Annotated in this window: 13 protein-coding genes; 6 read left to right on the top strand and 7 right to left on the bottom strand. The window is 60.0% G+C overall.

The annotated features are described in order from the left end of the window. Positions 1–11 precede the first annotated feature (11 nt). Genes AOA61_RS19570 through AOA61_RS19555 form a run of 4 tightly spaced genes read right to left on the bottom strand, consistent with a single transcriptional unit; the run spans position 12 to position 4495 of the window. Complete coding sequence (locus AOA61_RS19570) at positions 12–1004, bottom strand: LacI family DNA-binding transcriptional regulator (RefSeq protein ID WP_099602468.1); 993 nt, start codon at positions 1002–1004, stop codon at positions 12–14. Between the two features lie 21 nt (positions 1005–1025). Then, entirely contained in the window at positions 1026–1958 is a 933-nt protein-coding gene (locus AOA61_RS19565; RefSeq protein WP_032887376.1) for an ABC transporter substrate-binding protein, read from the bottom strand. Between the two features lie 34 nt (positions 1959–1992). Beyond that, complete coding sequence (locus AOA61_RS19560) at positions 1993–2970, bottom strand: ribose ABC transporter permease (protein WP_032887379.1); 978 nt, start codon at positions 2968–2970, stop codon at positions 1993–1995. Continuing rightward, complete coding sequence (locus tag AOA61_RS19555; protein WP_095184789.1) at positions 2963–4495, bottom strand: sugar ABC transporter ATP-binding protein; 1533 nt, start codon at positions 4493–4495, stop codon at positions 2963–2965. The genes AOA61_RS19560 and AOA61_RS19555 overlap by 8 nt, the downstream gene beginning before the upstream one ends. 248 nt (positions 4496–4743) lie before the next feature. Between AOA61_RS19555 and AOA61_RS19550 the strand changes: the two genes are divergently transcribed. The 4 genes from AOA61_RS19550 to AOA61_RS19535 all read left to right on the top strand — a co-directional run bounded on the left by AOA61_RS19550 (position 4744) and on the right by AOA61_RS19535 (position 8585). Then, complete coding sequence (locus AOA61_RS19550) at positions 4744–5352, top strand: hypothetical protein (protein ID WP_241150156.1); 609 nt, start codon at positions 4744–4746, stop codon at positions 5350–5352. A gap of 249 nt (positions 5353–5601) precedes the next feature. Next, positions 5602–6960 carry a HAMP domain-containing sensor histidine kinase gene (locus tag AOA61_RS19545; protein ID WP_032887384.1) on the top strand — a complete coding sequence of 453 codons (1359 nt, stop codon included), beginning with the start codon at positions 5602–5604 and terminating at the stop codon, positions 6958–6960. Continuing rightward, a complete protein-coding gene (locus AOA61_RS19540; RefSeq protein ID WP_032887385.1) occupies positions 6945–7328 on the top strand; it encodes a response regulator in 384 nt (127 codons plus the stop codon). Before AOA61_RS19545 ends, AOA61_RS19540 begins: the two co-directional genes overlap by 16 nt. 9 nt (positions 7329–7337) lie before the next feature. Beyond that, positions 7338–8585 (top strand): EAL domain-containing response regulator, encoded by a 1248-nt coding sequence (locus AOA61_RS19535; protein WP_032887387.1) that lies wholly within the window; start codon positions 7338–7340, stop codon positions 8583–8585. 5 nt (positions 8586–8590) lie between these two features. On the opposite strand, the gene AOA61_RS32325 is transcribed toward AOA61_RS19535, so the two are convergent. From AOA61_RS32325 to AOA61_RS19525, 3 genes are all read right to left on the bottom strand, one after another. Further along, positions 8591–8725: a hypothetical protein gene (locus AOA61_RS32325; protein WP_256583459.1), complete on the bottom strand. Its 135-nt coding sequence runs from the start codon at positions 8723–8725 to the stop codon at positions 8591–8593. Positions 8726–8736: 11 nt separating this feature from the next. After that, positions 8737–8949, bottom strand: coding sequence for a hypothetical protein (locus AOA61_RS19530; protein WP_032887388.1), 213 nt, complete (start codon positions 8947–8949; stop codon positions 8737–8739). Between the two features lie 68 nt (positions 8950–9017). Then, on the bottom strand, positions 9018–9563 hold the full coding sequence (locus tag AOA61_RS19525) for a hypothetical protein (protein WP_032887390.1): 546 nt from the start codon (positions 9561–9563) through the stop codon (positions 9018–9020). 431 nt (positions 9564–9994) lie between these two features. Here AOA61_RS19525 and AOA61_RS19520 point away from each other — a divergent pair, with 431 nt between their 5' ends. Both AOA61_RS19520 and AOA61_RS19515 read left to right on the top strand, forming a co-directional pair. Beyond that, positions 9995–11404: a circularly permuted type 2 ATP-grasp protein gene (locus AOA61_RS19520; RefSeq protein ID WP_032887392.1), complete on the top strand. Its 1410-nt coding sequence runs from the start codon at positions 9995–9997 to the stop codon at positions 11402–11404. Positions 11405–11407: 3 nt separating this feature from the next. Then, on the top strand, positions 11408–12358 hold the full coding sequence (locus AOA61_RS19515; protein ID WP_032887395.1) for an alpha-E domain-containing protein: 951 nt from the start codon (positions 11408–11410) through the stop codon (positions 12356–12358). The last annotated feature ends 43 nt before the right edge of the window (positions 12359–12401 follow it).

Below are 12401 nucleotides of genomic sequence, written 5' to 3'. Positions count from 1 at the left end.
CGTTATTCCAATCAATCACAGCCGCAGGAGTTACGTAATTGCAGGGTGGGTGCCAGTCGTACGCTCTGGGGTGGCGCGCCGGGCGCAGCCATGCGCTGCAGCAGCAACTCGACCGCGCGTGCGCCGAGGGCCTTGACCGGTTGCGCGATCAGGCTCAGACGCGGCACAAATAAATCCGCCCAATCGAAATCATCGAACCCCACCAGGGCCATTTGCCCCGGCACCTCGATCTGCGCCTCCCGCAGTGCCTGCATGGCACCAAGGGTCATCAGGTTATTGCCGGCCATGATCGCCGTGGGCGGCGCAGCCAAGCCCAGCAACTGAACGGTGGCCTGGCGTGCCGGCTCAGTGTTGGAGCCGCCGTCGACCAGCAGTTGCGGATCAAACACCAACCCCGCCGCTTGCAAAGCGGCTTTGTACCCCGCCACTCGCTCATCCGTGGTGCTGAATCCGGCACGTCCGGCGATGAAACCGATACGGCGATGCCCATGGGCAATCAGGTGTTCAATCAGGGCCTGGGTCGGTTGGGCATTCTCCACCCCGACTTGATCGAAGTGCTCACTCATCATGCGATCCACCAACACCGCTGGAATCTCGTTGGCCTGCAAATACGCCAGGGCCATCGAGCCGTTGGACGGCGCCAGGACAATCCCATCGACCCGTCGATGATGCAGCGCCGTGACCACCCGCAATTCCTGCTCCGGGTCATCATGGGTATCGACAAACAGCATCATGTAGCCGTGTTTGGCGCACTCGGTTTCAATCGCGTGCACGGTTTCGCTGAAGTAATGGTTGGACAACGCCGAGATCGCCACGCCAAGGGTGTTGGTACTGGAGCGGGCCAGCGAGCGCGCCAGGGTATTAGGGATATATCCCAAGGCCTGGATCGCCCGCTGCACTGCCTGCACCGTGGCCGGGCTGACTTTGCGGGTGCCGTTCAACACGTGGGACACGGTCGACGTCGACACCCCCGCCCTACTTGCCACGTCATCCATGGTGACCACGGCGCCGTTCCTCTCAATAGATCAATGTTTACTGGACCAACCGCTGTACGTACCGACGTTGTCGCGGGTGATCAGTTTGGGGGTCAGCAGGGTAACCGCTTCGGCCGGGGCTTTGTCATTGAGAATGTCATTGCCCACGTTCACGGCAGTCTGGGCCATGGCCCATGGGTCCTGGCTGGCGGACGCCTGGATCTGGGTGTCGGTCTTCAGGGCGTTCTCGATATCCGGCGCGCCGTCCACTGAGGTAATGATGATGCCGCTGCGCTTGAGCTGTTTGGCCGCCAGGTCGCTGCCGATGGCTTGCGGGTCGTTGATTGCGAACAGGCCGTCAATTTTGGCGAAGCGCGTCAGGTAACCCTGCATCACGTTCAAGCCGCCCTCGCGGGAGCCTTTGCCGTCCTGGTCGTCGGAGAGCACCTTGATCTCTGGCGCCCCGGCCAGTGCAGCCTTGCAGCCTTTGACTCGATCGGTCACAGCGGTCACTTGCGGGCCGTTCTGGATAATCACATTGCCTTTGCCCGAAAGCTTGTCCACCAGGTACTGGCAAGCGAGCTTGCCGGCTTCGACGTTGTCGGTCTGCACGGTGGCATTCACGCCTTTGGCGTCCACATCCACAGCGACCACGACGATACCGGCGTCGCGGGCTTTCTTGATCGCCGAGGCCATGGCGGACGGGTCGACGGCGTTGATCAGGATGAGGTCGACCTTGGACGAAATGAAGTTATCGATCTGCGAAAACTGCTTGCTCAGGTCATAGTCGGCCGACACCGAGGTGACCTTGACGTTGGGATTCAACTCCTTGGCGCGGGCGGTTGCGCCGTCGGCCAGGGTCACGAAATACGGGTTACCCAACGAGCCCATGCTGATGCCGAGGGCTTTGAGCTCCCGGGCCTCCACGGCTTGCGACATCAGGGCGGCCAAGGCAATGACAGGAAACAGGTGTTTAAGCTTCATGGGAGTCTCTCTTGTGATTGTTGTATGAGTGAAATCAGGTCCGCGCACCGGACTGACGATAACGATCCAGCGCCACGGCGCCAATGATCACGATGCCCTTGATGATGTACTGCCAGATATCCGACACGCCCAGCAGCACCAGGCCATTGGTGAGCACCGCGATAATCAGCGCACCGATCAGCGTGCCTCCAATGGTGCCCACGCCGCCGGTAAAACTGGTGCCGCCGAGGATCACCGCCGCAATCGCATCCAGCTCATAGGATTGCCCGAGTTGCAGGCCATTGGCGGCAAACAGGCGTGAGGCGCTCATCACCGCGCCCAGCCCGGCCAACGCACCGGACATGGCGTAGACAAACAGCAGCACTTTCCACACCTTGATCCCGGACAGCCGCGCGGCTTCTGGGTTGCCGCCCACCGAGTAGATCTGCACGCCCATCACGGTGCGGCGCAGGATGAACCACGACAACGCCACCACTGCCACGGCGATCACCACTAGCCACGGCACACCAAGAATCGAATCGTTACCGATAAACGCAAAGGGCAGGTCGGGGTTGAACACGGTTTTGTCATCCGCCAGCAACCGTGCGAGGCCGCGCATCGCGGTGAGTGCACCGAGTGTGACGATAAACGGCGGCAGGCGCATAAAGGCGATCAGCCCGCCGTTGACCAGGCCCAGCAACAGGCCAAAGCCAATCCCGGCGGCAATCCCGAACATACCGAACTGCGGCGACATTGACGCCTGCAATGCCACCACGGCGGACGCCGCTAGAATCGCCCCCACCGACAGGTCGATGCCCGCCGTGAGGATCACGAAGGTCATACCCGCCGCGAGCACCACGTTGACCGAGGCCTGTTGGGTGATGATCGACAGGTTTTGCACCGTCAGGAAGTTCTCGCTGGCCAGGGCGAAGCCCACCAGCAGCAATATCAGCACCGGCAACATGCCGACCGTGCGCATCAGTTCGCGCACGCGCTCTGCCTTGCCTGTTGTTGCAATCATCGAATCAGCCATGGGCAACCACCTGATCGCCACCGGTGGCGAGGTCAATAATACGTTCCTGGGAAATAGCGTGGCCGGAAGCCCCGCCGACTTCGGCCACCAACTGGCCTTCGCGCATGATCAGCACCCGGTCGCAGGTGCCGATGATTTCCGGCAGTTCGCTGGAAATCACCACAATGCCCACGCCGGCCTGGGCCAGTTGATTGATGATGCGGTAAATCTCGGACTTGGAGCCGATGTCTACGCCCCGCGTCGGTTCGTCGAGGATGAGCACATGGGGCTTGACCTCCAACAGCCGTGCCAGCAACACCTTTTGCTGGTTGCCGCCGGACAGCGCGCCGACATTGACCTTGCCCGACGCGACGCGAATCGACAGGGACTTGATAGCGTCATTCGAGCGCTGCGCCGCATGACCGCGATCCAGCAAGCCGCCGGCATGGGCATCCGGCACACAGGCGCAGACGTTGATGTTGTCGGCCACGCTCATATCCAGGAACAGGCCCTGGGCCTTGCGGTCTTCGGTGAGGTACACCACGCCGGCGCGAATCGCGTCCGCCGGGGTGCGCAGTTGGGTGACGGTCTTGCCCACCACTTCCAGGGTGCCGCTGGTGCGAGGGTCGGCAGCGAAGATCAGCCGCGCCAGCTCGGTGCGCCCTGCCCCCACCAGTCCGGCGATGCCCAGCACTTCACCGGCGTGTAAATCGAAACTGCAGTTGCGCACGCGTTTGCCATCGGCCATGTCGCGCACGCGCATCACCACGTTGCCGGGGTTGTAGGCGGCGTGTTCTTTCTTATAGAAGCCGGACAAGTCACGGCCCACCATCATCTTCACCAGCACCTCGGCCGACAGCGCATCGCGGGTGAGTTCGCCGATGTACTGGCCATCGCGCAACACCGAGACGCGGTCCGACAGTTCATAGATCTCGGCCATTCGGTGGCTGATATAGATGATCGCCAACCCTTGGCTGCGCAGTTGCTTGATCAGCGCGAACAGCCGGTCGGTCTCGCGGGACGAGAGTGGCGTAGTGGGTTCGTCCATCACCAGGATTTTGGCGTGGGCGTGCAAGGCGCGGGCGATTTCCACCAGTTGGCGCTCGGCAATCGACAGGCTGCTGACCTGAGTTGCCGGCGTGAACTCCGCTCCCAGGCGTTGCAGCACTTCGACGCAGCCGGCCTGCATGCCTTTGCGGTCGATGGTCCAGCCTCGGCGCAGTTCACGGCCCAGGTAGATGTTCTCGGCCACGCTCAGGTTCGGGCACAGGCTCAGCTCTTGATAGATCACGGCGATGCCGAGGGCTTTGGCGGTAGCGGGGTTGTAAGTGGCGATGGCTTGGCCGCTGATGCGAATTTCGCCGCCGGGGTCGGCTTGGTAGGCGCCGGAGAGGATTTTCATCAGCGTCGATTTGCCGGCGCCGTTCTCCCCCATCAAGGCGTGGATTTCGCCGGGGTAGACCTTCAGGCCGACACTTTTGAGCACGCGCAAACCGCTGAAGGTTTTACTGATGCCCTGCATCTCAAGCAAGGGTTCAAGGCTCATGGCTGAACTCCTGGTTTTATTATTTTTGTGGTTAAGCGAGGCCGACTCTAATCCAGATACATTTTCGTACGCAAGCGCTTGCTTAGGCATTTTTGTCATTGAAGAAACGTTTCACCAAGCTGTTTGGTGAAATTTTGCGGGTAGCAGGATGGATTTGGTTACAACCCTATGCCCATAGGGTAAGGGGCAAAGGCAGATGACCTGACTAGAATGCGCGCCCCTCATTCACGCGGAAAAAATCGAAGACCATGCCCCTTTCCAGCGCCGTCGTTTATATCTGGTTTCCCGTATTTGCTAAGCAAGAGACAAACGTCGGCCACGCCGCCCTGTACATCGGCGACCCACATATCGGAAAAAATATAGAGCGCAATTACTACGCGTATGCAAATAGAGAGGCACGGCATGTCGACAGGGGGGCGATCGAGCATGTCAATACCAACTACGTGAGTTGGTGGCCGGAAAGTGACGCGCAGTGGTTAGGCAAGCAGCCGCAAGGACGCAACCTGTTCCTGGAGTCGGACATAAGCGCAGAAGGCAGCCCTCCCCATCTGGTCTATACAATTTCCGGGCTGGACGTGGCGAACATGCGGGCCGAGTGGTTCAAAATACGCAACAAAACCAACGCCCATTACGATCTGTTCCGCAAAAACTGCTCCACCATCGTTTTGCGAATACTCACGGCGGGCGGAGCCCTGAAGAACTTACCCACTGCCAAGCACCTGTGGTTTTCCAACAACCTTTACGTCACGCCGAAAAACATCGCGCAGATTTGCAACGAACTGCGCAATCTCAACATGGCCGTTAAGGCCAGAAGCAGCAATTGCCCACAAAGAGAATTCATGTTCGGTCTGCGCTGAGGTAAACCAGCGCTGGCGCAGGTCGTTTATCCATGAGTGAAACGATTCATTAGCGACAAGCCTCAAAGGCACTCATATGAGTGCCTTCCAATCCGAAGAGATAGACCAAGACATCAAATCGCCATAATGTCTGCTATTGTCCAAGGACCTCATCTCCTCCTCGTCGCTTCATCGCGATCTTCTGTGAGCATGCTCTGCGCCCTCGCCCACTGACGATGGCGGGCCTTACGTTCACGGAACCCCACCACGATGGATAAAAGCTCAACCGACCACCCCAGCGAACCGCAGTCTCGCGCTGAAAAAATCGTCGAATTCAAACGCCAGAAAACCCTGCTCAAGACCGGCGCCCTGCAAGACGCCATCTTCAATAGCGCTTATTTCTCCAGCATCGCTACCGATGAAAAAGGCGTGATCCAGATCTTCAATGTCGGCGCCGAACGCATGCTCGGTTATGCCGCTGTCGATGTGGTCAACCGCATCACCCCCGCTGACATTTCCGACCCTGCCGAGCTGATCACCCGCGCGGCGGCCCTCAGCGAGGAACTGGATACGCCGATCACCCCCGGGTTCGAAGCGCTGGTGTTCAAGGCCTCGCGCGGCATCGAGGACATCTACGAGCTGACCTATATCCGCAAGGACGGCAGTCGGCTATCGGCGATGGTCTCGGTGACGGCGTTGCGCAATCGCAATGACACGATCATCGGCTACCTGCTGATCGGTACCGACAACACTGCGCGCAAACAGGAAGAAGCCGAGCGCAAAGGCTTTGAGCGCGCCCTGGAAGAAAAGAACCTGGAGCTGGAACACGCCAACCACATGAAGTCCGAGTTCCTCGCGACCATGTCCCACGAATTGCGTACGCCGCTGAACGCGGTGATCGGCTTTTCCGAGGCGCTGAAGGACGGGCTTGTGGGCGACATGACTGATGTCCAGCGCGAGTACATCGGTGACATTTTCACCAGCGGGCAGCACTTGCTCTCGCTGATCAACGACATCCTTGACCTGTCCAAGGTCGAGGCCGGGATGATGGACCTGGAACTGGAGCCGGTGGAGCTGGCGGGTTTATTGGCCAACAGCCTGTTGATCGTGCGCGAAAAAGCCGCCCTGCAGCGTATCCAACTCAAACTCGACAGCCAGGACGACCTGGGCACGCTGATCCTGGACCTGCGCAAAACCAAGCAAATCGTCTACAACCTGCTGGCCAATGCGGTGAAGTTCAGCGCCCACGGCAGCGACGTGACCCTGGCGGTGCGTGAGGTCAGCCGCGATGAGGTGGGGCTGGTCGCAGGCGATTGGCCGGTGCATGGCTTTGCCCTGCAACCCAGCGCGCACCGCCGCTTTCTTGAGTTGAGCGTCAGCGACAGCGGTATCGGGATTGCCCCGGATGACATGGGCAAGCTGTTCAAGGCGTTCAGCCAGATCGACAGCAGCCTGGCACGCAAATTCGAAGGCACCGGCCTGGGCCTGGCGATGGTCAAGCAGCTCACCGATCTGCAGGGCGGCAGCGTTGCCGTGGCCAGCCGCGAAGGCCTGGGCGCACGCTTTGTGGTGTGGCTGCCGCTGCATCGCGCCGCCGCTACTGTGGAGGCCACATGGCCAACATCCTGATTGTCGAAGACAACGAAGCCAACATGCGTCTTGCGCGCTTACTGCTGGTCAACGCCGGCCACATTGTGCTGTGGGCCGCCGACGCCGAGAGCGGCCTGACCATGGCCCGCGAACACCAGCCGGCTCTGATTTTGATGGACATTCAATTGCCAGGCATGGATGGCCTGGCAGCCACTCGCCTGCTCAAGCAAGACCCTCACACGGCTCACATCCCGGTGATCGCCCTCACCGCCATGGCGATGAAGGAAGACCGGGAAAAAGCCCGACTCGCCGGATGCGACGCCTACGTGAGCAAACCCCTGCGCTACAAGGAGCTGTACCAGGAGATCGACACCCTGCTGAACCCAACCCTCACACCTCCTGAATGAGTCCTCTCCATGGCCAGCTCACCCGCAACGCTGTTGATCGTTGACGACGAACCCCAGGTTCGCAAGCTATTGGAAACCCTGCTGCAACACGAGGGCTACCTGACCCTGAGCGCCTGCAGCGGTGAAGAAGCGTTGCAGTTGGTGGCGCAGCAACCACCGGATCTGATCCTGTTGGACATCATGATGCCGGGCATGGACGGCTATGAAGTCGCCACCCAGCTCAAAGGCAACCCGGCCACGGCGAACATCCCGATCATCATGCTTTCAGCCTTGAGCGACATCAGCGCTCGGGTCAGCGGTCTGGAAACCGGCGCCGAAGAGTTCCTCAGCAAGCCAGTGGAGCACTTGGAACTCTGGCTGCGGGTGCGCAACCTGCTGCGGCTCAAGGCCCATGGTGACCAGTTCAAACAACGCAGCGAGCAGTTGGAGCAACGGTTGCACCAGCACACCGTGCATACCACCCAGGGCAATGTGCATGATCTGGTCCGCGTAGACATGGAGAAGGCCCTGCGTGAGGCCATTGAGCGGGGCGAATTCGCCCTGCACTACCAGCCCAAGGTCGAGTTGGCCAACGGCAATATCTGCGCACTGGAAGCCTTGCTTCGCTGGGACCGGCCCGATTATGGCGCGGTGTCCCCGGCGGTCTTCGTGCCGATCCTGGAAAGCCTGGGCCTGATCGTACCGGTGGGTCGTTGGGTGATCGAGCAGGTGTGCCAGCAGATTGCCGAGTGGCAACGCAGTGACATCGGCGCGGTAGAAGTGTCGGTCAACGTGTCCGGCCATCAGTTAATCGAGGGCGACCTGATTGCCGATATCGCCCATAGCCTGGAGAGCACCGGGGTTGAGGCGCACTGGCTGGAAGTGGAACTGACCGAAGGCTCGCTGATGGAAAACACCCAGCACACCATCGCCAGCCTGCAACGCTTGCGCGCCATGGGCGTGAAGATCTCCATTGATGACTTCGGCACCGGCTATTCAAGCCTGGCGTACCTGCGCAGGTTTCCCATCGATACGCTGAAAATCGACATCGCGTTCATCCGCGAGGTCACTACCAACCCGCAGGATGCGGCGATCACCCGCACCATCATTGAACTGGCGCACAGTCTGAAATTGCGCGTAGTGGCCGAGGGCGTGGAAACCCAGGCGCAACTGGCGTTTTTGAAGGAGGCCGGCTGTGATCAGATTCAAGGGTATCTGTTCAGCCGGCCGTTGCCGGTGGTAACGCTGGAGCGGCTATTGCTGGAGCGTCTTAAGTAACGGGCTCAGTCCTGATCTTCGGTGTTGCCCAGATCGGCTGCTTCATCCAGATCATTAAGCGGGACTTCGGCATCATCCATCAGTGACCCGGGATCTTCATTGCCTGGGTCGTTAAGTTCTTCGTCGAGTTCTTTAGACATGACCTTCTCCTCTAACCGCCTTGGGTGTCGATATCTGCATCCGTTTCAGGCTTGGGCTCGCGCTCGGGCTTGAAATCAGGGCTGTAGTCGTTGTCCTTCGCCTTGGGATCGCTCTTGGCCTTGGGATCCTTGGGGGCGTCAGCGCTGGTGCCGGGGGCCGGTTCGCCGCGGTCAATCGCCGGATCGTTACGGTTACTGACTTGTGGATCGTTGGATGTGCTCATGGGTCACCTCTCACTGGGATCTGTAAGGTTAAGGCGCCGCGCTGCGCGTTGAAGTTCCGTCCAATTGCCTAGCGGATCGGATTGTCGACCTGGATATAAAACGCATAGATGCCCAGCAGCAACCAGAACACCATGAACAGCCACGGAGCGCGCATGGAGAACAGCAGCGACTTGCGGTAGCCCTTATGGGAAGACTCCATCTCGGAAAACAGCGGTGATTCGTCATAGGCCATGCCCATTATCGGTTCGCTGCGCAGCAACTCACTCTGCTTGAAGTGCCAGTGATCGATGATGTCATACGCAGCGCGGATGCCCGGCCAGGCGTTCAAGGAACTGAGAATCCCGAGCGCAGCGAGGAAAACTGGCACCACGAGGGTAAACAACTTGCCCCACTCGGGGTTGAGGTTGCCCATGCCGGAGACAAAGGCAATCACCAGAAACGACTGCGCTGTGAGATAGGCATCGGTACGGTTGGCCAGGATTGAGGTTTCGTACTGAATTTCTCGACGGTAAAAGTCCAGGCGGTCCTTGGGCGAGCCGAAAATCTTGGCGGTGTGCTCGCTGTGATCGTCCAGGCTCGATTCGGGTGTGTCGGGTGAAATGATTCTGGGCACGGGCGTGCTCCACAAGGATTCGAGTTTCGTTAGAAGAACCGGGCGCGAATGAAGTTCAAGTTTGTTCATGCACCACACCAGGGCGCGCATTGCCTCTTTATGGTGAATGGGCTGCGCCAGGAAGGGCTCGCTGCTGGGAGGGGCTGACTCGGCCAGCAGGCTTTATGGCGTTTAGGCGGGCTGTGGCGAGCAGGTTTGCCTGCTCGCCACAGCAACCCAGTCACCTCAAGGGCATTCCGGCACACGCATTGCTTAACCCATTCATCTGCCCGGATACAGGAGCAATCGTTACCGCCCGACCCAGAGCCGACCCCATAAGAAAGTAAGGACCAGGCCTGCTGGCACTCTGCGCCACAGGCTCATAAAAACATGCGTTTTTTGAAGCGGCAGTGCCACCCCCACGCAACCCTGGGCACTGACAAGGTACTGGAATGGCTCTATCTTTCTTTGACGAAATGAATGACGCAAATGGCGTATGCCGTGCGCACTATCAGGATTTCTCCCGCTGGCTGGCCAACACGCCGCCGGAACTGCTGGCCCAGCGTCGCCGCGAAGCCGATTTGCTGTTCCACCGAGCGGGAATCACCTTCACCCTTTATGGCGACGAACAAGACACCGAGCGCCTGATCCCCTTCGACATCATTCCCCGCAGCATCCCTGCCAGTGAGTGGAGCGTGATCGAACGCGGCTGCATTCAGCGGGTCAACGCGCTGAACATGTTCCTCGCCGATATCTACCACGATCAGCGCATCATCAAGGCCGGGATCATTCCCGCCGACCAGGTGCTGGGCAACGAGGGTTACCAGAAGGCCATGGTCGGCCTGGACCTGCACCGCGATATTTACTCGCACATCTCGGGCGTCGACCTGGTACGCGACGGCGACGGCACCTATTACGTGCTCGAAGACAACCTGCGCACCCCCAGCGGCGTGAGCTACATGCTCGAAGACCGCAAGATGATGATGCGCCTGTTCCCCGAGGTGTTCGCCAAGCAGCGAATCGCACCGGTGGACCACTACCCCAACCTGTTGCTCAAAACCCTCAAAAGCTCAAGCCGCCTGGACAACCCCAACGTGGTGGTGCTGACCCCCGGCCGCTTCAACAGCGCATTTTTCGAACATGCCTTCCTCGCCCGGGAAATGGGCGTGGAACTGGTGGAAGGCGCCGACCTGTTCGTGCACGACCTCAAGGTCTTCATGCGCACCACCGACGGCCCGAAAGCCGTGGACGTGATCTACCGGCGCATTGACGACGCCTTCCTCGATCCACAGGCCTTCAATCCGGACTCGATGCTCGGCGTGCCCGGCCTGGTGGCCGCCTATTGCGCCGGCAACGTGGTGCTGGCCAACGCCATCGGCACCGGCGTGGCGGACGATAAGTCGATCTACCCTTACGTGCCGGAAATGATCCGTTTCTACCTGGACGAGGAACCGATCCTGCAGAACGTACCGACCTTCCAGTGCCGCAAACCCGATGAGTTGTCCCACGTGCTGGCACACCTGCCGGAACTGGTGGTCAAGGAAACCCAAGGCTCCGGCGGCTACGGCATGCTGGTCGGCCCCGCTTCTACTGCCGCCGAGATCGAGGACTTCCGTCAACGCATCAAAGCGCGGCCTCACGCCTACATCGCCCAACCGACCCTAAGCCTGTCCACCTGCCCGACCTTTGTCGAAAACGGCATTGCGCCCCGGCATATCGATCTGCGGCCGTTCGTGCTCTCGGGTAAGGAAACCCGCCTGGTGCCCGGTGGCCTCACGCGGGTGGCACTGCGTGAAGGCTCGTTGATCGTCAACTCGTCGCAAGGCGGCGGAACCAAGGACACCTGGGTGGTGGAGGGCTGAATCATGTTGAGTAGAACCGCCGCAGATCTGTACTGGATGTCCCGCTACCTGGAGCGCGCCGAGAACCTGGCGCGCATGCTGGAAGTCAGTTATTCGCTGTCGTTGATGCCCCAGGCCGGACGCAGCGATGGCCTAGACGAACTGGCCATGTCGCTGCTCAGCAGCGGCACGCTGGAGAGTTATCTGGAGCGCCATAAGCAACTGGACGCCGAGCGCATGCTGCACTTCTTCGCCCTCGACGAAGAAAACCCCGCCAGTATCTACAACTGCCTGCGCGCCGCCCGGGGCAACGCCCACGCCGTGCGCGGACGCATCACCGCCGACATGTGGGAAAACCTCAACGCCACCTGGCTGGAAATGCGCAGCATCGCCGCTGGCGGCCTGGCGCGGCACGGCATCAGCCACTTCTGTGACTGGGTCAAGCAGCGTTCCCACCTGTTCCGCGGCGCGACCTCCGGCACCATCATGCGCAACGACGCCTATCGGTTCATCCGCCTCGGCACCTTTATAGAACGTGCGGACAACACCCTGCGCCTGCTGGATGCGCGCTACGAAATGTTCGGCGAAGAGTCCGAAGAAGTCAGCGACCTCTCGGCACGCGGCTATTACCAGTGGAGCGCCCTGCTCCGCGCGTTGTCGTCATTCGAGGCGTACACCGAACTGTACCCGAATGCGCTGAATGCTCGGTCGGTGTCGGAGTTACTGCTGTTGCGCAGTGATGTACCGCGTTCACTGCATGCGTGTATCGAGGAGTTGAGTCATATCCTCGCGGACTTGCCCGGTAGTTATGGGCGTACGGCGCAACGCCTGGCCGCCGAGTTTGAAGCGCGGCTGAGGTATACGGGGATTGATGAGATTCTGGAGGATGGGCTGCATAGTCGGTTGACGGAGTTTATTGAGACGGTGAGGGAGTTGGCGGGGGCGGTTCATAGTTCTTATTTGGAAGTTGTTTGAGTGAGTTTCGGCCAGCTGCTTGTTTATTCGGGTGATTGGCCGA

It is taken from the genome of Pseudomonas sp. 2995-1 (assembly GCF_002742505.1).
GTDB classification, from domain to species: Bacteria; Pseudomonadota; Gammaproteobacteria; order Pseudomonadales; family Pseudomonadaceae; genus Aquipseudomonas; species Aquipseudomonas sivasensis.
Note: the sequence above shows the minus strand (reverse complement) of the source record. Positions and strands in the feature narration are given on the sequence as shown.

Bases quoted from the DNA above. Each gene is read 5' to 3' on its own strand.
- AOA61_RS19565 (WP_032887376.1), bottom strand. From the start codon at position 1,958: ATGAAGCTTAAACACCTGTTTCCTGTCATTGCCTTGGCCGCCCTGATG.
- AOA61_RS19560 (WP_032887379.1), bottom strand. From the start codon at position 2,970: ATGGCTGATTCGATGATTGCAACAACAGGCAAGGCAGAGCGCGTGCGC.
- AOA61_RS19555 (WP_095184789.1), bottom strand. From the start codon at position 4,495: ATGAGCCTTGAACCCTTGCTTGAGATGCAGGGCATCAGTAAAACCTTC.
- AOA61_RS19550 (WP_241150156.1), top strand. From the start codon at position 4,744: ATGCCCCTTTCCAGCGCCGTCGTTTATATCTGGTTTCCCGTATTTGCT.
- AOA61_RS19545 (WP_032887384.1), top strand. From the start codon at position 5,602: ATGGATAAAAGCTCAACCGACCACCCCAGCGAACCGCAGTCTCGCGCT.
- AOA61_RS19540 (WP_032887385.1), top strand. From the start codon at position 6,945: ATGGCCAACATCCTGATTGTCGAAGACAACGAAGCCAACATGCGTCTT.
- AOA61_RS19535 (WP_032887387.1), top strand. From the start codon at position 7,338: ATGGCCAGCTCACCCGCAACGCTGTTGATCGTTGACGACGAACCCCAG.
- AOA61_RS32325 (WP_256583459.1), bottom strand. From the start codon at position 8,725: ATGTCTAAAGAACTCGACGAAGAACTTAACGACCCAGGCAATGAAGAT.
- AOA61_RS19530 (WP_032887388.1), bottom strand. From the start codon at position 8,949: ATGAGCACATCCAACGATCCACAAGTCAGTAACCGTAACGATCCGGCG.
- AOA61_RS19520 (WP_032887392.1), top strand. From the start codon at position 9,995: ATGGCTCTATCTTTCTTTGACGAAATGAATGACGCAAATGGCGTATGC.
- AOA61_RS19515 (WP_032887395.1), top strand. From the start codon at position 11,408: ATGTTGAGTAGAACCGCCGCAGATCTGTACTGGATGTCCCGCTACCTG.